The organism is Mycobacterium sp. Dal123C01, from assembly GCF_052566995.1.
On record NZ_CP199580.1, the window covers coordinates 2,505,923 to 2,529,230 of the forward strand.

Consider the following 23,308-nt stretch of genomic DNA (forward strand, 5'->3'; position numbering starts at 1 on the left):
AAGGGAGACCGGCGGACCGACAAGGGGACATGTGAGCGAACTGCGGTTGATGGCGGTGCACGCCCACCCCGACGACGAGTCCAGCAAGGGTGCGGCCACACTCGCCCGGTATGCCGACGAGGGTCACCGCGTGCTGGTCGTGACATTGACCGGGGGCGAGCGCGGCGACATCCTCAACCCGGCGATGGATCTGCCCGATGTGCAAGAGCACATCACCGAAATTCGCCGTGACGAGATGGCCAAGGCGGCCGAAATTCTCGGCGTCGAGCACACCTGGCTCGGCTTCGTCGATTCCGGTCTGCCCACGGGGGATCCGCTACCGCCGCTGCCCGAGGGCTGCTTCGCGCTGGCGCCGTTGGAGGAGTCCGTCGAGGCGCTGGTGCGCGTTGTCCGCGAGTTCCGGCCGCATGTGATCACCACGTACGACGAGAACGGCGGCTATCCGCATCCGGATCACATTCGCTGCCACCAGGTTTCAATCGGTGCCTACGAAGCGGCCGGCGACTATGCGCGCTTCCCGGACGCCGGTGAGCCCTGGGCGGTGTCCAAGCTCTACTACGTCCACGGCTTCCTGCGCCAGCGGATGCAGTTGCTCCACGACGAGGCCGTCAAGCATGGCCAAGAGCCCCCGTTCAAGAAATGGCTTGAGTGGTGGGATGCCGAGCACGATCCGTTCGAGTCCCGGGTCACCACGCGCGTGGAGTGCTCGGAATATTTCAGCCAGCGCGACGACGCGCTGCGCGCACACGCCACCCAGATCGACCCCAAGGCCGACTTCTTCGCCGCCCCGATCGCCTGGCAGCAGCGACTATGGCCGACCGAGGAGTTCGAGTTGGCTCGCTCGCAGATCCCCGTCAGCCTGCCCGAGGACGACCTCTTTGCCGGAATCGAGAACCACCGGTGAGCCACCTTTTACTCACGGTGATCGCTGACGGGACCCCCCACAACACCGGGCCCGATTTCGGCAAGGCCAGCCCCATCGGGCTGCTGGTCGTCGTGCTGCTGTTGATCGCCACCTTGTTTCTGCTGCGCTCGATGAACCGGCAGCTGAAGAAGGTGCCCGAATCCTTCGACCCCATCCACCCCGAGCCCGATCAGGCTGCCGACGAGGGCACCGATGCGGTCCGGCCACCCCTTGACGAAGCCCCCGGGCAGGCGAACGGATCCACCCGGCCGTCAGGACCCGGCGATGAGCCCGGCTGAATCGTCTTCGACGAACACGCTGGGGCTGGCTACCAGCCCCTATCTGCGTCAACATGCCGACAACCCGGTGCACTGGCAGCAGTGGACGCCGCAGGCAATGGCCGACGCGGCGGCACGCGATGTGCCGATCTTGCTCTCGATCGGTTATGCCGCCTGTCACTGGTGTCACGTGATGGCGCACGAATCGTTCGAGGACGACGAGGTTGCCGCCGCGATGAACGCGGGATTCGTCTGCGTCAAAGTCGACCGCGAGGAACGACCCGACATCGATGCGGTCTACATGAATGCCACCGTCGCGCTCACCGGGCAGGGCGGTTGGCCGATGACGTGCTTCCTGACACCGGACGGCCGGCCCTTCTTCTGCGGCACCTACTACCCGAAAGACGGTTTTCTGCAACTCCTTTCGGCTGTCACCGAAACCTGGCGGGGACGCCGTGGCGAGGTCGACGAGGCATCGGACCAGATCGCGGGCGAGCTGCGCAAGATGGCTGGGGCGCTCCTGACGGTGCCCTCTGGGGGCCCGGACATCGATCCGTCGCTGTGCGATCACGCGGTCGCCGCGGTGCTGGCCGACCAGGACACCGTGCACGGCGGGTTCGGCGGTGCGCCCAAATTCCCGCCGTCGGCGGCTCTGGAAGCCCTGCTGCGCAGCTACGAGCGCACCGGATCACCGGCGGCGCTGCAGGCCGTCGCGCACGCGGGCAACGCGATGGCCCGCGGCGGCATCTACGACCAACTTTCCGGTGGCTTCGCCCGGTACAGCGTCGACAACGCCTGGGTCGTACCGCATTTCGAGAAGATGCTCTACGACAACGCGCTGCTGCTGCGTGCCTACGCGCACTGGGCCCGGCGTACCGGAGATCCGTTGGCCCGCCGGGTCACCGCGCAGACCGCGCGATTTCTGCTCGACGAGCTGGCCGACGGCGCGATGTTCACGTCGTCGCTGGATGCCGACGCCGCCGGCAGCGAGGGCTCGACCTATGTCTGGACGCCGGAACAACTGACCGAGGTGCTCGGCGCCGACGACGGCCGTTGGGCCGCCGAGGTTTTCGCGGTCACACAGTCCGGCACCTTCGAACACGGGACGTCGGTGCTGCAGTTGCCCAGCGAACCCGATGATCCGCAACGGTTGGACCGGGTGCGGACCGAACTGCTGGGCGCCCGGCTCACCCGAACCCAGCCGGGACGCGACGACAAGGTCGTCACGTCGTGGAATGGGCTGGCGATCACCGCGCTGGCCGAGGCCAGTGTGGCCCTGGAAGAACCCGAACTTGCCCGCGCGGCGCGACATTGCGCGACGGCGCTGCTGGACTTGCACCTCGTCGACGGGCGGCTGCGGCGGGCCAGCCTCGGCGGGGTGGTCGGCGACAGCGCCGCCATCCTGGAGGACTACGCGACGCTGGCCACCGGACTGTTGGCGCTCTACCAGCTGACCGTCGAAGAAGTCTGGCTGACGGCGGCATGCGCGCTCCTCGACACCGCCCTGGCACATTTCGCCGATCCGCACCGACCCGGCCGCTGGTATGACACCGCCGACGATGCCGAGCAGCTGATGCTCCGGCCGGCCGACCCGCTGGACGGGGCCACCCCGTCGGGCGCGTCGACGATCACCGAAGCGCTGCTGACCGCGGCGCACCTGGTCGCCAGCGACAAAGCGCCGCGGTACCTGCAAGCGGCGACCGAGGCCCTCACCGCGCATTCCGTACTGCTGGCCCGGGCTCCGCGGTCGGCCGGGCATTGGCTTGCCGTCGCCGAAGCCGCGATCCGCGGCCCGCTACAGATCGCGATCGCCTGCGACTCGTCGCGGTCGCCGCTGCTGACCGACGCCCGCCGGCTGGCGCCCGGCGGGGCGGTCGTGATCGGCGGCAAGATGGACTCGTCGGCCCTGCTGGTCGGCCGGGATCGGGTGACCGGCGCCGATGCCGCCTACGTGTGCCGGGGACGCCTCTGCGACCTACCGGTGACGCGCTCGGCAGACCTGGCCGCCGCCCTGGGCGTGGCCGCGCAGTAGCGCCGATTCAGAAGACCACGAACCACATCGCGATGTAGTGGCAGGTGGCCGCTATCGCGGTGCAGGCGTGGAAGAACTCGTGGTAGCCGAACGTCGAGGGCCAGGGATCGGGCCAGCGCAGCGCGTAAAGAATGCCGCCGATGCTGTACAAGACGCCGCCGACGAACAGCAGCACCATCGCGGTCACGCCGGCGTTATGCAGGATCGACCCGGTGAACCAGACGGCTACCCACCCCAACAGCAGATAGAGCGGCACGCCCACCCAGCGCGGCGCCGACGGCCAGCACATTTTCAGCAGAATTCCGGCCGCCGCCCCGCCCCACACGACGTACAACACCAGCCGCCCGGCGGCCGGCGGCAAGGCCAGCAACGCGAACGGGGTATAGCTGCCGGCGATGAACACGAAGATCATCGAATGGTCGGCCCGCTTCATCCACTTGCGGGCGGTAGCGGACTTCCAGTGCACGCGGTGATACGTAGCGCTGACGGTGAACATGACAATGGTGGCCGCGGTGTACAACAGCGTCGCCAGCCCGGCGCGGGTGGACGCCACCGCCCAGGACACCGCGACCAGCGAAGCGCCGGCGAAAACGGCGACCCCGGCCGAGTAGACGTGAATCCAGCCGCGGAAGCGCGGTTTGGTCAGTACCCGGGCGACGCCCTCGACGAGATGCTGCGCGGCGTTGGCCGCGATCCCCTGCGAGTCGGGTTCTGGATCGGTGACAGTGCTGCTTCGGCCGCTCATGTCTCCTGTTGCCTTGCTCGGATGGCGGTCAAATTGCCAATACCTGACATCGGTAAACACTAGTCCGCACCGGCCGGATGGCCGGGGGTTCGAAGGCGGCGAAATCCCACAAATCGACCGGGAATTCATTGCCCTTCACAGTAGTGTGGATCTTCGTGGAGATTATCTCGCCGCGCCTCAAAGACCCGTTGTATCGCGTCTACGAGCTGCGACTGCGGCAGGGTCTGGCCGCCTCGAAGTCCCAGCTGCCGCGGCATATCGCCGTGCTGTGCGACGGGAACCGGCGGTGGGCCCGCGACGCGGGATACGAGGACGTCAGTTACGGCTACCGGATGGGCGCATCCAAGATCGCCGAGATGCTGCGGTGGTGTCAGGAAGCTGGCGTCGAAATGACGACCGTCTATCTGCTGTCCACCGAAAACCTGCAACGCGATCCCGACGAGCTGGCCGGGCTGATCGAGATCATCACCGATGTCGTCGAGGAGATCTGTGCACCGGCTAATCGCTGGAGCGTGCGCACGGTCGGGGACTTGGAGCTGCTCGGCGAGGAGCCCGCCCGCCGGTTGCGGGGTGCTGTCGAGTCCACGCCCAGCGTCGCGCCCTTCCACGTCAACGTGGCGGTGGGCTACGGCGGCCGGCAGGAGATCGTCGGCGCCGTGCGCGCGTTGTTGGGCAAGGAACTCGCCAACGGCATCACCGGCGAGGAGCTGCTCGACGCGGTGACCGTCGACGCCATCTCCGAGAACCTCTACACCTCCGGGCAGCCCGACCCGGACCTGGTGATCCGCACGTCGGGTGAGCAACGGCTGTCCGGGTTTTTGCTATGGCAGAGCGCCTATTCGGAGATGTGGTTCTGCGACACGCACTGGCCCGCATTTCGCCGCGTCGATTTTCTGCGCGCGCTGCGTGACTACAGCCGGCGGGATCGCCGGCACGGTAAGTAGCTGAGTAGATGGCTGCGCTATCGGCAGTGGTGTTCGCGCTGAGCGGTTGGCTCGGGTTGTATCTGCTGGCTCGTGATCCGCGTAAACCGGTGCTGGTGCTGGCGGCCATCGGTCTGTGCGGTTTCGCGCTGGTGGTGGCCCTGGATGCGGTGCGCACCACCAACCCTCTGCAAGCACCGGCCGGGCTGCTCAGCCACGTCGAGATCTATTTGGTTGCCGTTCCCAGCGTGGCGTGGTTCGCGGTGCTCGTCGAGCTGTCGCAGCCGAGCGACAGCTGGCGGGCGCGCACCCGTGAGCTGCTGCTGGTGGCCGGGGTCGCCGCGCTGACCCTGTTCGGGGCAATGCTGGCCGGCAGCGTCGAGGGGCCGCTACGGCCCGGACACTGGCTGATGTTCGCGGTGATCTCGGTGTCCACCCTGGGCGCGATGGCCGTCGCGCTTCGGCGGCCGCGCCGGCCGCGACGGGCCGTCGGGCTTGCCGTCGTCGCGACGCTGTTCTTCGCGCTGGGCAATGCGATCCTGATCATTCCGCTGGGTCTGGTGCCCAGCTGGCTGGCGCTGGCGTCTACGAGTTTCGACGTCCTCTCGCTCGGGGTCGCCGTCGCCCTGTGGGACGCGTTCGACGAGGGCCAGGCGCTGCGCGCCGACATGCTGCGCTCGTTCGCCGGCTCGGTGGTGGTGGCTGCGCTGTTCGGCGGTCAGGTGCTGATCGGCTTGACGCTGACCCGCACGGAGCCCGCGGCACAGACCGCGCTGACGGTGCTGCTGTTCAGCATCCTGGCGATCGCCCTCGCGGTGCAGGTGTTGGCCGACCCGCTGGCCGGGGTGCTCGACCGACTGGCATTCTCGAAATCGCCTGCGCTGCAGGCGGATCGGGCCGCGCTGCGGCACACCGGGGCGGCCCTGCCGTTGCGGTCGGTGTATCCGCTCGACGATGTCGACGACGAAACCTTCGCCAGGCTCACCCGCCGGGCCCTGGGCCATTACGGTGACCTGACCAAGCTGGTCGCCAGTCCCCTGACCGCATTGCCCGTGATCGACGAGCGGCTGGCCGCCCGGGGAGCGCCCGACCACCCGGTCGAGCGGGCCAACGAACTCAAGGCCGTTCTGGCCGACGGCATCGGGCGGCTCAAGCCGCGTGACGGCGGCGATTTCGGAACCACCGAACAGTGGCGGTACTACAACTCGCTGTATTTCCCCTACGTCGTCGGGGTGCGCGCGTACGCGCAGAATGCCACCGCCTCGGGTCTGGATCCGACCGCGCGGCAGGCCTGGCAGTGGTTGGTGACGGAGGTCCCACAGCGTTCGTTGCATAACTGGCAGAACGCCGCGGCTCGGCTGATCGCCGCTGATCTTCGCGGACGTGTCGGCGTCCCCAGCGAGTAGCCCGGCGCCGCTGCGGGCGCGGTAACGCCCGCCACACTGTGGTTTGTGTCACCACCGGCAAGCGTTATCAGGATGACAACGGTGGTTGTAATGGCTCTCCCGTCCATCTTCGGGTGGACTGGCAACGAATACGGGTATGTGCGGCCGACCGGCCGGCACCGTGATCATCCCGAGTCTGCTGGGGGGACTTATGTTTTCGCCGACTATTCCGACGAACCAACTCGCACGGGCCATCGAGAGAGTCCGGCACCACGTCGGTCAGTTACACCAACGTATGCTTCCGGCGCCGGCCGCGATGATGGAACTGGTCACGAACGCTTGGGTCGCGCAAGCGATTACTGCCGCCGCCGACCTGGGCATCGCCGACGCGCTGGCCAAGGGACCGCTGTCGGTCGACGAGTTGGCGGACGCGGTCGATGCGGATGCCGACACCGTCAGTCGTCTGCTGAGGGCCTTGATCTCGCGAGGCGTTTTCCGTCGGCGCCGGGACGGGCGCTACGACCTCACCCCGCTGGCGGACACGCTGCGCAGCGACGCTGATACCTCGCTGCGCGCGTTCGCACGATTTATCGGGTCACCCCAGGACCGCGAGCACTGGAGCCACCTCACGGACGCGATTCGCACCGGCCGATCGGTTGTCCCTGCCTTGCGCGGTAAGCCGATCTTCGAGTACCTGGCCGAGGACAAAGAACTCGACGAGATTTTCAATGAGGCCATGACAAACATGTCCGGGCTCGCGATCCCGCCGGTCATCGCCGGCTACGACTTCAGCAAGTATCGGACGATCGTCGACGTCGCCGGTGGGCACGGTCGATTCTTGGCCGAGATCTTGAAAGCCACGCCACAAGCTTGTGGCATTCTGTTCGACCAGCCGCACGTGGTCGCGGGCGCCTCGGCATTACTCGAGGAACATCGGGTGGCCGACCGAGTCAAGCTGGTCGAAGGTTCCTTCTTCGAGACCGTGGCCGAGGGTGGCGACGCCTACGTCCTCAAGCACATCATCCACGACTGGCCCGACGACGAGGCGGCGCAGATCCTTGGGAACATTCGCAAAGCGGCCGGCGTCGGCAAGCATGTGTTGATCGTGGAATTCGTTATCCCGCAGCACAACCGCGAATTTCCGGGTAACTGGCTGGATCTGGAAATGCTCGTCGGAGCCGGCGCCCGCGAGCGGACCGCCGCCCAGTACAGCCGACTGCTGAGCCGCGCCGGCTTCCGGATGACGCGGGTGGTCGAAACGGTATCGCCGTACAGCGTCGTCGAAGCAGTCGCCGTCTAGCGCTGAGGCGAATCCGCCGTGTGCATTACCGGTTGTGTAAGGAGTACTGATGTTTTCGCTTAAAGTTCCGCCCACTCAGGTTGTTCGGACCGTCGAGATTGTTCGGCATCACCTCGGTCAGCTGCACCAACGGATGGTTCCGCCACCGGCGGCGATGCTGGAGATGATCACGAATGCCTGGGCGGCGCAGGCGATTACCGCGGCGGCCGACCTCGGCATCGCCGATGCGCTGGCCAACGGGCCACTGTCGGCCGACGAGTTAGCCGACGCGGTCGACGCTGACGCCGACACCGTCAGTCGCCTGCTGAGGGCCTTGATCGGCCGCGGCGTCTTCCGTCAACTGCGCAACGGGCGCTACGCCCTCAACCCGCTCGCGAACACGCTGCGCAGCGATAGCGATGTCTCGTTGCGGGCACTCGCCCGGTATGTCGGGTCACCTCAGGACCGGGAGCACTGGAGCCACCTCGCCGACTCGATTCGCACCGGCCGAGCCGTTGCCCCGGAACTACGCGGTAAGTCCTACTTCGAGTATCTGGCCGAGCAACCGGAACTCGACGAGATCTTCAATAACGCCATGACTGACATGTCCGAGCTCGCGATCCCGCCGGTCATCGCCGGTTACGACTTCACCCGCTACTCGACGATCGTCGACGTCGCCGGAGGGCACGGTCGATTCTTGGCCGAAATCTTGAATGCCACGCCACAAGCTCGTGGCATTCTGTTCGACCAGCCGCACGTGGTCGCGGGCGCCTCGGCAATACTCGAGGAACATCGGGTGGCCGACCGGGTCAAGCTGGTCGAAGGTTCCTTCTTCGAGACCGTGGCCGAGGGTGGCGACGCCTACGTCCTCAAGCACATCATCCACGACTGGCCCGACGACGAAGCCGTCCAGATTCTTGGCAACATCCGGAAAGCCGCCGGGCTTGGAAAGCATGTGTTGATTGTGGAATTCGTCATTCCGCAGCATGGCCGTGAATTCCCCGGCCACCTGATGGACCTGGCAATGCACGTCACAGCCGGCGCCCGCGAGCGCACCGCCGGTCAATACAGCCGCCTGCTGAACCGCGCCGGATTCCGCACGACGCGGGTGGTCGAAACGGCCTCGCCGATCAGCATTGTCGAAGCGGTCGCCGTCTAGCGCTGAGGCAAATCTGCCGTGTGCATTACCGATTGTGTAAGGAGTACTGATGTTTTCGCTTAAAGTTCCGCCCACTCAGGTTGTTCGGACCGTCGAGATTGTTCGGCATCACCTCGGTCAGCTGCACCAACGCATGGTTCCGCCACCGGCGGCGATGATGGAAATGATCACGAATGCCTGGGCTGCGCAGGCGATTACCGCGGCGGCCGACCTCGGCATCGCCGATGCACTGGCGAACGGGCCACTGTCGGCCGACGAGTTGGCCGACGCGGTCGACGCGGACGCCGACACCGTCATTCGCCTGCTGAGGGCTTTGATCGGTCGCGGAGTCTTCCGTCAACTGCGCAACGGGCGCTACGCCCTCAACCCGCTGGCGGACACGCTGCGCAGCGACAGCGATATCTCGGTGCGGGGTATGGCTCGATATGTCGGTGCTCCCCAGCCTCGCGAGCACTGGAGCCGTCTCACGACCGCGATCCGCACCCGCCGGGAAGTTGTATCCGAAATGCGCGGTAAACCGATTTTTGAATACCTGGCGCAGGAAAAGGAACTCGACGAGCGCTTCAACGACGCGATGACCAGCATCTCGGAGTTGGCGATCCCATCGGTCATCGCGGGCTACGACTTCAGCCGCTACGGGACGATCGTCGACGTCGCCGGTGGGCGCGGTCGGCTGCTGGCCGCGATCTTGAATGCCACGCCGCAAGCCCGGGGGATTCTGTTCGACCAGCCCCATGTCATTGCGGACGCACCACCGCTGCTCAAACAGCATCGGGTGGCCGACCGGGTCACGCTGGTCGAAGGTTCCTTCTTCGAGAACGTGGCCGAGGGCGGCGACGCCTATGTCCTCAAGCACATCATCCACGACTGGCCCGACGACCAGGCGCTGCAGATCCTGCGCAACGTGCGGAAGGCGGCCGGGCTCGGCAAGCATGTGCTGCTGGTCGAAATGGTTCTTCCCGGACACGATCGCGATTTCGTGGGCAACTGGCTCGACCTGGAAATCCTGGTCGAATTCGACGCCCGCGAGCGCACCGCCGCGGGGTATGCCGAATTGCTCGACCGTGCTGGATTCCGGATGACGCGGGTGGTGGAAACGGTTTCGCCGTACAGCGTTGTCGAGGCAATTGCCGTGTAACGCTGAATTATCCAGGAGCACCGATGTTTGCGTCTAGAATTCCGGCCGCTCACGTCGCACGGATCATCGAGATGGCTCGGCATCGCCTCGGTCGGCTGCAGCAACGCTTGGTTCCACCACCGATCGCGGTGATGGAGATGGTCATGAATGCTTGGGCTGCGCAAGCGATTACCGCGACGGCCGATCTCGGCATTGCCGACGCGCTGGCCAAGGGGCCACTGCCCGTCGACGAGCTGGCGAGTGCGGTCAATGCCGATGCCGACGCCGTAAGCCGACTGCTGCGGGGCTTGACGGGCCGGGGTCTATTCCGGCTGCGCCGCGACGGCCGTTACGAGCTCACTCCGCTGGGGGATTGCTTGCGCAGTGACGCTGAGGTGTCGCTACGCGGGTTGGCCCGGTTTGTGGGTGCACCCCAGCATCGCGAGCATTGGAGTCACCTCACTGATGCCATTCGCACCGGGCGCCCCGCCGTCCCGGAATTGCGCGGCAAGCCGATGTTCGAATACCTCGCCGACGAGCCGGAATTCGCTGAGGTTTTCAACGCCGCGATGACGAGCGTCTCCGAGCTCGCGATCGCGCCGGTCGTCGCGGGCTATGACTTCAGCCGCTACGACACCATCGTCGATGTGGGTGGGGGGCACGGACGGCTGCTCGCCGCGATCCTGGAAGCCGCCCCGCGGGCCCGCGGGGTCCTTTGCGACCTGCCCCACGTGGTGGCGGGCGCCCCGGCAGTGATGGCGGAACGCGGGGTGCAGGACCGGGTGACAGTCGTTCCGGGATCGTTCTTCGACGCGATACCCGAGGGCGGCGATGCATATGTGCTGAAGCACATCATCCACGACTGGCCCGACGACGACGCCGTGCAAATTCTCAGCAATGTGCGGAAGGTGGCCGACGTGGGCAAGCACGTGCTGCTCGTCGAATTCGTCATTCCGGGGCACGACCGCGAATTTTTGGGGAACTGGGGTGACCTGGAAATGCTTCTCGTGGTGGGTGCCCGCGAGCGCGCCGGCGCCCAGTATGGCCGCTTGTTGGACCGTGCCGGCTTCCGCATGAAGCGGGTGGTGAACACGACGTCTCCGTTCAGCGTCGTCGAGGCGGTCGCCGTATAACAATCCGCATTCACCGCCGATCACGGGAATACCCGGAAGAAATCCCTGGTCTTCTCTTGCGTGGCAGCAGTTGGCAGTGCCACGGGTCGATATGGCAGTGCTCTGGCGGCACGCTCAAACCAGTTCGACACAAATCGTCATCGCGAGGAGTAATCACATGTCCGCTGTATCTGGCATACAAACCCGGCACCTGTACGCCGCGACCGACTCGCTGCTGCGCTTCGCCATGCGGGCAGATGCCACGTTGACGGGGCTGTTCGGTCTGGCCGTGGCCTTCTTCGCCGACCCGCTGTCCTCACTGACCGGCCTGAGTTCCGACCTGGAATACGCCCTGGGCGCCTTTTTCGTGCTCTACGGCCTGGTGGTGTTCAGCCTGGCGGCGTGGCCGAACTTGCGCAGTGCCGGCGTCGGTGTCGTCGTGGCCAACAGCGTGTTCACGCTGGGCTCGGTTGTGGCGGTGGAAGCGGTGCCGATGACCGCGACCGGGGTGGTCGCGACGCTGGGCGGTGGCGTCTACACCGCGGCTTTCGCGAGACTGCAGTACCTGGGACTGCGCCGGCTGCAGCCCGCGTAACTCCCCTTCCCGCCGGTGCGGGGCGCCTCCGCTGGACCCTGCGGAGATCCGCCCCGCTCCGGCCATTTCGGGGTTCGAGCGTGTTAGAGCTTGCGCAGCCGCAGCCGGTTGATGGAGTGGTCGGCGTCCTTGCGCAGCACCAGGGTCGCGCGGGGGCGCGTCGGCAGAATGTTCTCGACCAGATTGGGCCGGTTGATCGACCGCCAGATTTCTCGCGCAGCCGCGACGGCCTTCGTGTCGTTGAGGGCCGAGTAGTGGTGGAAGTGCGATTCCGGGTCCGCGAACGCGGTGCTGCGCATCGCCAAGAACCGCGACACGTACCACTGCTCGATGTCCTCGATTCGGGCGTCCACGTACAGCGAGAAGTCGAACAGGTCCGACACCATCAGGGTCGGGCCGGTCTGCAGTACGTTGAGGCCCTCCAGGATCAGGATGTCCGGGTGCCGGACCACGTGATTGGCCCCGGCGATGACGTCGTAGCGCAGGTGTGAGTAGACCGGCGCACACGCGTGGTCGGAACCCGATTTGACCGACGTGACAAACCGCATCAGCGACCGGCGGTTGTAGCTCTCCGGAAAACCCTTGCGGTGCATGAGGTTTCGCCGGTCCAGCTCGGCATTCGAGTAGAGAAAGCCGTCGGTGGTCACCAGGTCTACCCGGGGATGGTGATCCCAGCGGGCCAGCAACGCCTGCAGCACACGGGCGGTGGTCGACTTTCCGACCGCCACGCTGCCGGCGACGCCGATGATGAACGGCACCGGCCGGTCCGGGTTCTGCTGCGGCTCGCCGAGGAATTCCGCAGTGGCAGCGAACAATCGCTGCCGGGCCGCGACCTGAAGGTGGATGAGCCGGGCCAGCGGCAGGTACACCTCTTCGACCTCGAGCAGGTCGATCTGCTCGCCGAGACCACGCAGGCCGACAAGTTCTTCTTCAGTGAGGGCCAGCGGCGTCGACATGCGGAGCGAGCGCCATTGCTTTCGGTCGAACTCCACATAGGGACTCGGCTCGCTCAGCCGCGGCATAGTGCCAGTGTGGCAGGGGCGATCGCGTGCCACACGGCTGGGCTGGGTAAAACCACCACTCGATAGACTGGCACTCGTGACTGCCGCACCTGATGCCCGCGTAACCGCGTCCCTGATGTCCGCCCCGCTCGCCGAAGTTGACCCGGACATTGCCGAGCTGCTCGGCAAAGAGCTCGGCCGCCAGCGCGACACCCTCGAGATGATCGCGTCGGAGAATTTCGTGCCGCGCTCGGTGCTGCAGGCCCAGGGCAGCGTGCTCACGAACAAGTACGCCGAGGGACTGCCCGGCCGGCGTTACTACGGCGGTTGCGAGCACGTCGACGTCGTGGAGAACATCGCCCGCGACCGTGCCAAGGCGCTGTTCGGTGCCGACTTCGCCAATGTGCAGCCGCACTCCGGCGCCCAGGCGAACGCCGCGGTGCTGCACGCCCTGATGTCGCCGGGGGAGCGGCTGCTGGGCCTGGATCTGGCTAACGGCGGGCATCTGACGCACGGCATGAAGCTCAACTTCTCCGGCAAGCTCTACGAGAACGCCTTTTACGGCGTCGACCCGACGACGCATCTCGTCGACATGGACGTGGTGCGCGCTCAGGCGCTCGAATTCCGTCCGAAGGTGATCATCGCCGGCTGGTCGGCGTACCCGCGGATTCTCGACTTCGCGGCGTTCGCGTCAATCGCCGACGAGGTCGACGCCAAGCTCTGGGTGGACATGGCGCACTTCGCAGGCCTGGTCGCCGTCGGATTGCACCCCTCTCCGATACCGCACGCGGGTGTGGTGTCCACCACCATTCACAAGACGCTCGGTGGCGGCCGCTCCGGGATGATCCTGGGGAAGCAGGAGTACGCCAAGGCCATCAACTCGGCGGTGTTCCCCGGCCAGCAGGGCGGTCCGCTGATGCACGTCATCGCGGGCAAGGCGGTCGCGCTGAAGATCGCGGGCACGCCCGAATTCGCTGAGCGGCAGCAGCGCACGCTGACCGGTGCGCGGATCCTGGCTGACCGGCTCCTGGCCGCCGATGTCGCCAAGGCCGGCGTGTCGGTGGTCAGCGGCGGCACTGACGTCCACCTGGTGCTGGTCGACCTGCGCAACTCCCCGCTCGACGGCCAGGCCGCCGAGGACCTGCTGCACGAGGTCGGCATCACGGTCAACCGCAACGCCGTGCCCAACGACCCGCGACCGCCGATGGTCACGTCGGGTCTGCGGATCGGGACCCCGGCGCTGGCCACCCGCGGCTTCGGCGACGCCGAATTCACCGAGGTCGCCGACGTCATCGCCACCGCGTTGGCGGCCGGCAGCTCGGCCGACGTGTCGGGGCTGCGGCAGCGAGTGACGCGGCTTGCCCAGGAGTTTCCGCTGTACGAGGGCCTCGAGGACTGGGCCCTGATCGGGCGGTAACTCCTCCCCGGGGACCAAGGTCACCGTTTGGTCCGACACGCTCGGGCATTTTCATACATCTGTGTCGGCGGGTTACAGTAATCTCATGGCACAGAGACCTGTCGCAAACGCGCTGATCCTGGAACTCGCGCCGATCGTCGAAGCGAACATGGACCGCCACCTCAGCACCGAGGAAATGTGGTTCGCCCACGATTACGTGCCCTTCGACCGAGGCGAGAACTTCGCCTTCCTCGGCGGACGTGACTGGGATCCGTCCAGCATGACGCTGCCGCGGGCCTTCACCGACGCCTGCGAGATCCTGTTGCTGCTCAAGGACGACCTGGCCAGCCATCACCGCGAGCTTGTCGAGCACTTCATTCTCGAGGAGTGGTGGGGTCGCTGGCTCGGCCGGTGGACCGCCGAAGAGCATCTGCACGCCATCGCGCTGCGCCAATACCTGGTGGTGACCCGCGAGGTGGACCCGACCGCCAACGAAGAGGCCCGAGTCAAGTACCTGATGCAGGGCTACCGCGCCGACACGTACACGCAGGTGGAAACCCTGGTCTACATGGCGTTCACCGAGCGCACCCACGCCGTCTTGGGCCGGAACCTGGCCGCAAGGCTCGAGGAGCCTATTTTGGCCGGGCTTATCGACCGGATCGCCCGGGACGAGGCGCGGCACGAGGAGTTCTTCTCGAATCTTGTCGCGCACTGCCTCGAGTACTCGCGCGACGAGACAATCGCCGCGATCGCTGCCCGTGCGGCCGATCTCGAGGTCGTCGGCGGCGACATCAACACATATCAGGACAAGGTGCAAAACGTCGCCGCCGCCGGAATTTTCGGCCCCGCCGAGCTGCGCCAGGCCATCTCCGACCGCATAACCGCATGGGGCGTCGCTGACGAACCCCAGCTGCGGCAGTTCGTCAGCGGCTAAGCAAACCTTCGCGACCGACTGCGCGACTCTTCGTCGCGGGTCGTCACTCGGCGTCGGCGCGTCTGCGCGGCGGCAAAGCGGCGACGAGAGTAGCGTCATTCTCGATGGTCAGCGTCATGCTTTGCTGCCAGGGCGGCACCTCCCGTCAGCTCGAGGGAAGGACCGGCCCCGGTCCTCGTGTCGCAGTTCCCGCCGACATGCCTGTGCGGGTCCGCGCCGGCTTATCCCGCACGAGGAGCGCTACGTGACCGAAATCCGGACTTACGTGATCGACACTTCCGTGCTGCTGTCCGACCCATGGGCGTGCAGCCGGTTCGCCGAGCACGAGGTGGTGGTCCCGTTGGTGGTGATCAGTGAACTGGAGGCCAAACGCCACCATCATGAGCTGGGATGGTTCGCCCGTCAGGCACTGCGTCTTTTCGATGACCTTCGGCTGGAGCACGGACGGTTGGATCAGCCCATTCCTGTTGGGGCACAAGGCGGTACGCTGCACGTCGAGCTCAACCACACCGACCCTGCCGTGCTGCCCGCCGGATTCCGCACCGACAGCAACGATTCCCGGATCTTGAGCTGCGCGGCCAACCTCGCCGCCGAAGGCAAACTGGTCACGTTGGTCAGCAAGGACATTCCGCTGCGCGTCAAGGCCGCCGCGGTGGGCCTGGCCGCCGACGAGTACCACGCCCAGGATGTCGTGGTCTCCGGTTGGCCGGGGATGCAGGAGATCGAGACCGCCGCGGAAGACATCGACGCGCTCTTCGCCGACGGCGAGATCGACCTGGCTGAAGCCCGGGATCTGCCCTGCCACACCGGAATTCGGCTGCTCGGCGGTAGCTCTCACGCGCTGGGCCGGGTCACCGCGGCCAAACGAGTTCAACTTGTTCGCGGTGACCGCGAGGTATTCGGGCTGCGGGGCCGCTCCGCCGAGCAGCGCGTGGCGCTCGACCTGTTGCTCGACGAGTCGGTGGGAATTGTGTCGCTGGGTGGCAAAGCCGGCACCGGTAAGTCCGCACTGGCCTTGTGCGCTGGCCTGGACGCGGTACTGGAACGGCGGACCCAGCGCAAAGTGGTGGTGTTCCGCCCGCTGTACGCCGTCGGCGGCCAGGAGCTGGGCTACCTGCCCGGCAGCGAAAGCGAAAAGATGGGCCCCTGGGCGCAGGCGGTTTTCGACACCCTCGAAGGTCTGGCCAGCCCGGCCGTGCTGGAGGAAGTGCTGTCCCGGGGCATGCTCGAAGTACTGCCGCTGACTCACATCCGGGGGCGCTCGCTGCACGACTCGTTCGTCATCGTCGACGAAGCCCAGTCGCTGGAGCGCAACGTCCTGCTGACCGTGTTGTCCAGGCTGGGGTCCGGGTCGCGGGTGGTGCTGACCCACGACGTCGCCCAGCGTGACAACCTGCGGGTCGGCCGCCATGACGGCGTTGCCGCCGTGATCGAGAAGCTCAAAGGCCACCCGCTTTTCGCGCACATCACCCTGTTGCGCAGCGAGCGGTCGCCGATTGCCGCGCTGGTCACCGAGATGCTCGAGGAAATCGCCGGGCCGAACTGACGCGGCCGCGGCTTGAGTGTGCGTTAACGGCGGGATTTGAGCCGTTTCACCGCCCAGTACGCACACTCGGCGCCCAGATTGCACACTCGAGGGCGAGTAGGCTGCCAGGGTGCCGAAACGACCTGACAGCCAGGCCTGGCGCTACTGGCGCACCGTGTTCGGTGTGGTGGCCGCCGGTGCGGTGCTGGTGATCGGTGGCCTGACCGGTCACGTGACGCGCGCCGACAACCTGAGCTGCTCGGTGGTCAAGTGCGTCGCGCTGACGTTCGACGACGGGCCGGGCCCGTTCGACGAGCGGCTGCTGCAGATCCTGAAGGACAACGACGCCAAGGCCACCTTCTTCCTGATCGGCAACAAGGTGGCCGCCAACCCGGCCGGAGCCAAGCGCATCGCCGACGCCGGCATGGAGATCGGCAGTCACACCTGGGAACACCCCAACATGGCGACGGTCCCACCGGACGACATTGCCGCACAGTTCTCCAAGGCCAACGACGCGATCAACGCCGCGACCGGGCGGATCCCGACGCTGTACCGTCCCGCCGGCGGGCTGTCCACCCCGGAGGTACGTCAGACCGCCGGCCGCTATGGGCTAGCCGAAATCCTTTGGGGTGTCATCCCTTTCGATTGGGCGAACGACTCGAACACCGCGGCGACGCGGTACATGCTGATGACGTACATCAAGCCGGGCTCGGTGGTGTTGTTCCACGACACCTACTCGAGCACCGTTGACCTGGTGTATCAGTTCATTCCGGTGCTCAAGGCCAACGGCTACCGCCTGGTGACGGTCAGTGAGCTGCTCGGGCCTCGGGCGCCGGGCAGCAGCTATGGCAGCCGGGAAAATGGACCACCCGCCAACCAACTTCACGACATCCCGGCTGGCGAGATTCCGACGCTGCCCAATACTCCCTCGCCCAAGCCGATGCCGAACTTCCCGATCACCGACATCGCGGGGCAGAACTCGGGGGGGCCAAATAATGGCGCTTAGGGGACGCGCGGCTACCTTTATAGGGTGATGAAAGCGGACTGGCGGCGAAGTCGGGGCGCGCGAGATTCGCGCGAGCCAGTGGCGACATCCGAGACGGCGCAGCGCAAGTCAGCTCGCCGGTTATCCATTGAGTATGCGATCGACCTTGCGCTGTCCTACATCATTGCCGTCATCGACGTCGCCGCCATCCTGATTCCGCTGCGGGGCCACGTTTCCGCCACGACCAGCGTCGTCTTTGCGGAAATGAACACGACGATAGTTGTGCTGCTGGTGGCGCTGGGGATCGTCGGTGTCGCGGTGGCCGGTATGTTCAGCCTTGCTCCCACGCTGCGGTGGTATGCCGCCGGCGAAGAACCCACACCGGCGCAACAGGAAGCCGCGATGAAACTCGCCGGCCGCCAGACGGTGATCCTGCTGGTGGCCTGGGGGGCGGCCGGCATCATCTTTCTGCTTTTCAATCTTGGCGGCGGCGCCACGCTGCTCTTGCCGATGGGCCTCGGCGTCCTACTCGGCGGGCCGGCCGCCGCGGGCACGGGAATGCTGCTCGCGCAACGCACCCTGCGGCCCATCATGGGCACCGCGACCCGGGGGCTCGAGCCTCGATTGGCAGTGCCGGGGGTGTTCGCGCGACTAGTCATGCTGTGGTTTCTGGTCAGCGCACTTCCGATTGGAGTCGTTGCAACCCTTGTCGTGCTGCGTTCGTACGGCTGGCTGATTGAGAGGTCTGCCTCGTTGGACGGGCCCGTTCTGGTGGTGTCGCTGGCCGCGCTGCTGCTCGGGCTGCCCACGATGATCCTGACATCGCGATCCATTGCGGATCCGATCGGCGAAGTCGTCGACGCGATGGGGCAGGTCGAACGCGGCCACATCGACACTGCCGTCGGCGCCTACGAGCGATCCCAAATCGGGCGTCTGCAAACGGGATTCAATCGAATGGTCGCCGGGCTCGCCGAGCGTGACCGGTTACGCGACCTGTTCGGACGCCACGTGGGCGCCGACGTGGCTCAGCGCGCCCTCGAAGAGGGCGCATCGCTGTCCGGAGACGTGGTCGAGGCGGCGGTCCTGTTCATCGATCTGGTGGGCTCGACCCAGCTCGCGGAAAGCCGTCCGCCCCAAGAGGTTGCCGACGTGCTCAACGACTTCTTCCGGATCGTCGTCGACGCCGTCGACGAACATCACGGCCTGATCAACAAATTCGCGGGCGATGCCGCGCTTGCGATCTTCGGGGTGCCGCTGCGGACGAGCGAGCCGGCATCCGCGGCGCTGGCCACCGCGCGCACGCTGGGCACCCAACTGCGCCGGCTACCCGTGGTCGATTTCGGGATCGGGGTTTCGGCGGGCCGCGTCTTCGCCGGCAATATCGGTGCCGAAAACCGCTATGAATACACGGTAATCGGTGATGCGGTCAACGAGGCCGCACGGCTCGCCGACCTCGCCAAAACCTCGGATCGGCGCATCCTGTGTTCGGCAGCGGCCATCGACCGTGCCGACGAGACCGAACGGGGGCACTGGGCAGAGTGCTACTCCACCGTGCTGCGCGGCCGCTCGGAAGCCACGCACATCTCGGCGCCGGCGGGTCCCGCCTAGCCGCGAACTACCGCGTCACTTCGTGACCTTGAGCGACCCGATCACCTGGTTGAGCAGTCCCGCCGAGGCCGCATCGCCGATGGGTGTCGCACCCAGGAAGATGGTGACGGGCTTGGTGTCGACCGCGATGATGATCACGGCGTCGCCCTTTACCCCGCGAGCGGGGTCGGCGATCGTGACGTCGGCATCCACTCGGGCGGCCTTGATTCCCTCCACCGTGATCGATGACTTCTTGATCGGGCCCAGCGTCGGCGAGGCGTTTGAATAGCCGGGGCCTTCGGCGACGCAATTCATCAACTTCGCTGCCTGCGCGGTGACGTCCATGCTGGAGACGAAGTTGCTCACGGCGACCTCGGCCTGCATCACCCACTGGTTGGCTCCGGGCACCTCCTGCGCGAGGCCCACCGCGCCAATGAGATTCGGAGTCTGGTCGTCCGAGAACGGCATCCAGCCGGGCGCCGCGGTGGCCGGGAACGACAACTTGCCCGCCTTGATCGGGGCGCCCCCCACGGGCTTGTCACCCCCGGACACATTGGGGGTGCAATCGCTGGCGGTCTGCTGCCCGGAACCGCTCGGCTGCGACGTCGGCGCGGCCGTCGTCGAGGGACTTGCCTTGGGGGACTTAGGTTCGCTGCCGAGGCTGAGCACCAGGATCACCACCAGCGCGATGACGCCCAGCACCGCGATGCCGGCAACGATCAACCATGGCGTGTTCGACCGCGGCCCGTTCGGCGGTGGTCCGGGAGGGTAGGAACCCGGTGGCCAGTTTGGGGGATACTGCTGCCCCGGCGCAGGAAACGGCTGGCCCGGGTAGCCGGGCGCGGAGGGATCCATACCGCCCGCAGGATTGGGGTACGGACCGGTCGGCGGGTAGGCGTGCGGACCGCTCTGCGGCTGCGAGTAGGGGCCGCCCTGCGGGTACGGGGGTGGGCCGCCTTGCGGCGGGCCGCCCCAATAGGGGCTTTGCCCATACGGATTCGCTCCGTACGGATCCTGACCGTAGGGACCGCCCGGAGGAACCGTCATTAGATAACCACCCCTGCCTAGTTCGCCGGTTTGACGTTGGCCATCGCCAACACGTCAAGCCGGCGGTCCAGCTCCTCGACCGACAACTTCTCGCCGATCAGCCCGCGGTCGATGACGGTCTGGCGGATTGTCTTTTTCTCTTTGAGCGCTTGTTTGGCCACGGCGGCGGCTTCTTCATAGCCGATGGCCGAGTTCAACGGTGTCACGATCGACGGCGACGACTCGGCCAGCTCGCGCAGATGCTCGACGTTGGCCGATAGCCCGGTAATGCAGCGCTCGGCGAACAGCTTTGACACGTTGGTCAGCAGCTTGAATGACTCCAAGATGTTGCGGGCCATCATCGGGATGTAGACGTTGAGCTCAAAGGCGCCACTTGCCCCGCCCCAGGCAACCGCGGCGTCGTTGCCGATCACCTGTGCGGCGACCTGTGTAACTGCCTCTGGCAGAACCGGATTGACTTTGCCGGGCATGATCGAGCTGCCCGGCTGCAGATCGGGCAGTTGGATCTCGGCCAAACCGGTCAGCGGCCCGGACCCCATCCAGCGGATGTCGTTGGCGATCTTTGTCAGTGACACCGCGATGGTGCGTAGCGCTCCGGACGCTTCCACCAGGCCGTCGCGCGCGGCTTGGGCCTCGAAAGAGTTTGCCGCCGTGCGTAATTCGGACAATCCCGTCGAAGCGACCAGTGCTTCGACCACCTTGGCGCCGAAGCCGTCGGGAGCGTTGAGCCCGGTGCCCACCGCGGTTCCGCCGATCGCCAGTTCACCCAGCCGCGGCAGCGTCGCACGCACCCGCTCGATCCCGGCCTCGATCTGGCGGGCGTATCCGCTGAACTCCTGGCCGAGCGTCACCGGAACGGCGTCCATCAGGTGTGTGCGGCCCGACTTGACCACGGTGTGCCACTCGCGGGCTTTGGTTGCCAATGCGTCGTGCAGTATCTCGAGCGCCGGAATGAGATGGCGGACCGCGGCTTCGGTGGCCGCGATGTGGGTGGCGGTCGGGAAGGTGTCGTTGGACGACTGCGACATGTTGACGTCGTCGTTGGGGTGCACCGTGACGCCGTTGGCGGCCGCGACGCTGGCGATCACCTCGTTGGTGTTCATGTTGGAGCTGGTGCCCGAGCCGGTCTGGAAGACGTCGATCGGGAACTGGTCGTCGTGTCGGCCGTCGGCGATCTCAGCAGCCGCCGCGATGATCGCGTCGGCTTTCTCCGGTGCCAGCAGCCCGAGGTCTCTGTTGACCTGTGCGCAGGCCCCCTTCAGCAGTCCCAACGCGCGAATCTGGGTGCGCTCCAGCCCCCGGCCCGAAATCGGAAAGTTCTCCACGGCGCGCTGAGTTTGCGCTCGCCACAACGCTTTTGCGGGTACCCGCACCTCGCCCATGGTGTCGTGCTCGATGCGATATTCGCCGCTGTCGGCCATGAATCAGTTCCTCTTCGTCGGGGTGTGCTATCGCGGTTACGGCAGGGGATAGGCGGCGGTGCTGTCGCCAGTGAAGTCGATGGCGGAATATTCGTTGAGCTTCGAAAGTCGGTGGTAGGCCTCGATCATGCGGACGGTGCCCGACTTCGACCGCATCACGATGGACTGGGTGGTGCAACCGCCCGGGGAGTAGTGCACACCCTGCAGCAGGTCACCGTCGGTGACCCCGGTGGCGCAGAAGAAGACATTGTCGCCGGACACCAGATCCCGGGTGGCCAGGATCTGGTCCAGGTCGTAGCCCGCGTCCAGCGCCTTGCGGCGTTCGGCGTCGTCCTTGGGGGCCAGCTGGGCCTGGATCGCGCCGCCCATGCACCGGATCGCGGCGGCGGCGATGATGCCTTCCGGGGTGCCGCCGATTCCGGCCAGCATGTCGGTGCCCGAGCCCGGCCGGCAGGTGGAGATGGCGCCCGCCACGTCGCCGTCGGTGATCAGCCGAATCCGAGCCCCGGTGTCGCGTACGTCTTGGATGAGCTGACCGTGACGGGGCCGGTCCAGGATGCACACGGTCATGTCTCGTACCGACAGTCCCTTGACCTTGGCGACCGCCCGAATGTTCTCGGCGATCGGCGCGGTGATGTCCAGTACGTGCGCGGCGTCGGGTCCGACGGCGATCTTGTTCATGTAGAACACCGCCGACGGGTCGAACATCGCGCCGCGATCGGCCACCGCCAGCACCGAGATGGCGTTGGGCATGCCCTTGCTCATTAGCGTGGTGCCATCCACCGGGTCGACGGCGAAGTCGCAGTCCGGTCCGTCGCCGTTGCCGACCTCTTCGCCGTTGAACAACATCGGGGCTTCGTCTTTTTCGCCCTCGCCGATGACCACCACCCCGCGCATGGAGACCGTGTTGACCAGCTCGCGTATGGCGTCGACGGCCGCGCCGTCGCCGCCCTCCTTGTCCCCACGGCCCACCCAGCGGCCGGCGGCCATCGCGCCGGCCTCGGTGACCCTGACCAGTTCCAGGGCCAGGTTGCGGTCCGGGGCTTCGCCACGTGCCCTTACCTGCGGGTCGTGGGCCGCAGTCGCGGTGCGAGACGAACGGGATCCGCCCGATGCTGTCATGGTTGCTGATTGTCCCAGAAGCAGATCGGTCCGCTGGATCTGGGCTGTGGCTGTTGATAGCGGGCTGGGATACTCGTGGGGTGACCGAGGAGCAGCCCAACGCCGATCCGGCCGGTGAGCCGGTACCGGCACCCAGGCCCGCCAAACCGCGCCTGCTCCAGGACGGTCGCGACATGTTCTGGTCGCTGGCACCGCTGGTGATCGGATGCATCCTGCTGGCCGGCCTGGTCGGGATGTGTTCATTCCAGCCTGCCGGGACGAACAAGGGAACCATCCCGTCCTACGACGCGGCGATGGCCTTGCGTGCCGATGCCCAGACGCTGGGATTCCCGATCCGGCTACCTCAGTTACCCGCGGGCTGGCAGCCCAACTCCGGCGGCCGCGGCGGTATCGAGAACGGGCGGACGTCCAATGGTCAGCGGCTGAATGCGGCCACCTCGACGGTGGGGTACATCAGCCCAACCGGGATGTATGTGAGCCTGACTCAGAGCAACGCCGATGAGGACAAGCTGGTCGGCTCGATTCATCCGTCGGCGTACCCGACCGGAACGGTCGACGTCTCGGGAACAAACTGGATCATCTATCGCGGCACCGGTCAAAGTGGTGCCGAGGCCGAGCCGGTATGGACCACCAGACTGACCAGCCCCGCCGGCGCCACCCAGATCGCGATCACCGGTGCTGCAAGCACCGACCAGTTCCGTACCCTGGCGGTCGCGACGCAGTCGCAGCCACCGCTCCCGACAAGCCGATAGAAGGGGCCC

21 protein-coding genes are annotated in these 23,308 nt (G+C 66.4%); 16 read left to right on the top strand and 5 right to left on the bottom strand.

All coding sequences use genetic code 11. The annotated features are described in order from the left end of the window. Nucleotides 1–31 precede the first annotated feature (31 nt). Genes mca through ACTXG5_RS12060 form a run of 3 tightly spaced genes read left to right on the top strand, consistent with a single transcriptional unit; the run spans nt 32 to nt 3,214 of the window. A complete protein-coding gene (gene mca / locus ACTXG5_RS12050; RefSeq protein WP_445163859.1) occupies nt 32–904 on the top strand; it encodes a mycothiol conjugate amidase Mca in 873 nt (290 codons plus the stop codon). After that, nucleotides 901–1,203 carry a hypothetical protein gene (locus tag ACTXG5_RS12055; protein ID WP_445163860.1) on the top strand — a complete coding sequence of 101 codons (303 nt, stop codon included), beginning with the start codon at nt 901–903 and terminating at the stop codon, nt 1,201–1,203. The genes mca and ACTXG5_RS12055 overlap by 4 nt, the downstream gene beginning before the upstream one ends. Continuing rightward, nucleotides 1,190–3,214, top strand: coding sequence for a thioredoxin domain-containing protein (locus tag ACTXG5_RS12060; protein ID WP_445163861.1), 2,025 nt, complete (start codon nt 1,190–1,192; stop codon nt 3,212–3,214). The genes ACTXG5_RS12055 and ACTXG5_RS12060 overlap by 14 nt, the downstream gene beginning before the upstream one ends. Nucleotides 3,215–3,221: 7 nt before the next feature. On the opposite strand, the gene trhA is transcribed toward ACTXG5_RS12060, so the two are convergent. Next, the gene (gene trhA / locus ACTXG5_RS12065) at nt 3,222–3,959 is read right to left on the bottom strand and encodes a PAQR family membrane homeostasis protein TrhA (RefSeq protein ID WP_445163862.1); all 738 of its coding nucleotides are present in this window, start codon (nt 3,957–3,959) and stop codon (nt 3,222–3,224) included. A 155-nt stretch (nt 3,960–4,114) separates the two neighbouring features. Between trhA and ACTXG5_RS12070 the strand changes: the two genes are divergently transcribed. The 7 genes from ACTXG5_RS12070 (at nt 4,115) to ACTXG5_RS12100 (ending at nt 11,529) form a co-directional block, all read left to right on the top strand. Beyond that, entirely contained in the window at nt 4,115–4,903 is a 789-nt protein-coding gene (locus tag ACTXG5_RS12070; RefSeq protein WP_445163863.1) for a (2Z,6E)-farnesyl diphosphate synthase, read from the top strand. A gap of 8 nt (nt 4,904–4,911) precedes the next feature. After that, the gene (locus tag ACTXG5_RS12075; protein ID WP_445163864.1) at nt 4,912–6,288 is read left to right on the top strand and encodes a hypothetical protein; all 1,377 of its coding nucleotides are present in this window, start codon (nt 4,912–4,914) and stop codon (nt 6,286–6,288) included. Between the two features lie 190 nt (nt 6,289–6,478). Continuing rightward, a complete protein-coding gene (locus ACTXG5_RS12080; RefSeq protein ID WP_445163865.1) occupies nt 6,479–7,567 on the top strand; it encodes a methyltransferase in 1,089 nt (362 codons plus the stop codon). 49 nt (nt 7,568–7,616) lie between these two features. After that, the gene (locus tag ACTXG5_RS12085; protein WP_445163866.1) at nt 7,617–8,705 is read left to right on the top strand and encodes a methyltransferase; all 1,089 of its coding nucleotides are present in this window, start codon (nt 7,617–7,619) and stop codon (nt 8,703–8,705) included. A gap of 49 nt (nt 8,706–8,754) precedes the next feature. Beyond that, entirely contained in the window at nt 8,755–9,843 is a 1,089-nt protein-coding gene (locus ACTXG5_RS12090) for a methyltransferase (RefSeq protein WP_445163867.1), read from the top strand. 23 nt (nt 9,844–9,866) lie between these two features. Continuing rightward, nucleotides 9,867–10,955 (top strand): methyltransferase, encoded by a 1,089-nt coding sequence (locus ACTXG5_RS12095; protein ID WP_445163868.1) that lies wholly within the window; start codon nt 9,867–9,869, stop codon nt 10,953–10,955. Nucleotides 10,956–11,112: 157 nt separating this feature from the next. After that, the gene (locus ACTXG5_RS12100; protein WP_445163869.1) at nt 11,113–11,529 is read left to right on the top strand and encodes a hypothetical protein; all 417 of its coding nucleotides are present in this window, start codon (nt 11,113–11,115) and stop codon (nt 11,527–11,529) included. Between the two features lie 83 nt (nt 11,530–11,612). On the opposite strand, the gene coaA is transcribed toward ACTXG5_RS12100, so the two are convergent. Further along, nucleotides 11,613–12,551, bottom strand: a complete 939-nt coding sequence (gene coaA / locus ACTXG5_RS12105) for a type I pantothenate kinase (protein ID WP_445163870.1) — start codon at nt 12,549–12,551, stop codon at nt 11,613–11,615. Nucleotides 12,552–12,666: 115 nt separating this feature from the next. Here coaA and glyA point away from each other — a divergent pair, with 115 nt between their 5' ends. The 5 genes from glyA (at nt 12,667) to ACTXG5_RS12130 (ending at nt 18,978) form a co-directional block, all read left to right on the top strand. After that, on the top strand, nt 12,667–13,947 hold the full coding sequence (glyA, locus tag ACTXG5_RS12110) for a serine hydroxymethyltransferase (RefSeq protein ID WP_445164383.1): 1,281 nt from the start codon (nt 12,667–12,669) through the stop codon (nt 13,945–13,947). A gap of 85 nt (nt 13,948–14,032) precedes the next feature. Beyond that, the gene (locus tag ACTXG5_RS12115; protein ID WP_445163871.1) at nt 14,033–14,860 is read left to right on the top strand and encodes an acyl-ACP desaturase; all 828 of its coding nucleotides are present in this window, start codon (nt 14,033–14,035) and stop codon (nt 14,858–14,860) included. A 244-nt stretch (nt 14,861–15,104) separates the two neighbouring features. Then, nucleotides 15,105–16,406, top strand: a complete 1,302-nt coding sequence (locus ACTXG5_RS12120) for a PhoH family protein (protein ID WP_445163872.1) — start codon at nt 15,105–15,107, stop codon at nt 16,404–16,406. Between the two features lie 109 nt (nt 16,407–16,515). Continuing rightward, nucleotides 16,516–17,391, top strand: a complete 876-nt coding sequence (locus ACTXG5_RS12125; RefSeq protein WP_445163873.1) for a polysaccharide deacetylase family protein — start codon at nt 16,516–16,518, stop codon at nt 17,389–17,391. Between the two features lie 78 nt (nt 17,392–17,469). Continuing rightward, nucleotides 17,470–18,978, top strand: a complete 1,509-nt coding sequence (locus ACTXG5_RS12130) for an adenylate/guanylate cyclase domain-containing protein (protein ID WP_445163874.1) — start codon at nt 17,470–17,472, stop codon at nt 18,976–18,978. A 15-nt stretch (nt 18,979–18,993) separates the two neighbouring features. On the opposite strand, the gene ACTXG5_RS12135 is transcribed toward ACTXG5_RS12130, so the two are convergent. The 3 genes from ACTXG5_RS12135 to glpX are packed head-to-tail and all read right to left on the bottom strand — an operon-like array spanning nt 18,994 to nt 22,547. Then, a complete protein-coding gene (locus ACTXG5_RS12135; RefSeq protein ID WP_445163875.1) occupies nt 18,994–20,004 on the bottom strand; it encodes a hypothetical protein in 1,011 nt (336 codons plus the stop codon). Between the two features lie 17 nt (nt 20,005–20,021). After that, nucleotides 20,022–21,425, bottom strand: a complete 1,404-nt coding sequence (locus tag ACTXG5_RS12140) for a class II fumarate hydratase (protein WP_445163876.1) — start codon at nt 21,423–21,425, stop codon at nt 20,022–20,024. Between the two features lie 36 nt (nt 21,426–21,461). Further along, on the bottom strand, nt 21,462–22,547 hold the full coding sequence (gene glpX, locus ACTXG5_RS12145) for a class II fructose-bisphosphatase (RefSeq protein ID WP_445163877.1): 1,086 nt from the start codon (nt 22,545–22,547) through the stop codon (nt 21,462–21,464). 80 nt (nt 22,548–22,627) lie between these two features. On the opposite strand from glpX, the gene ACTXG5_RS12150 reads away from it, so the two are divergent. Next, nucleotides 22,628–23,299, top strand: coding sequence for a DUF4245 domain-containing protein (locus ACTXG5_RS12150; RefSeq protein ID WP_445163878.1), 672 nt, complete (start codon nt 22,628–22,630; stop codon nt 23,297–23,299). Nucleotides 23,300–23,308 lie beyond the last annotated feature (9 nt).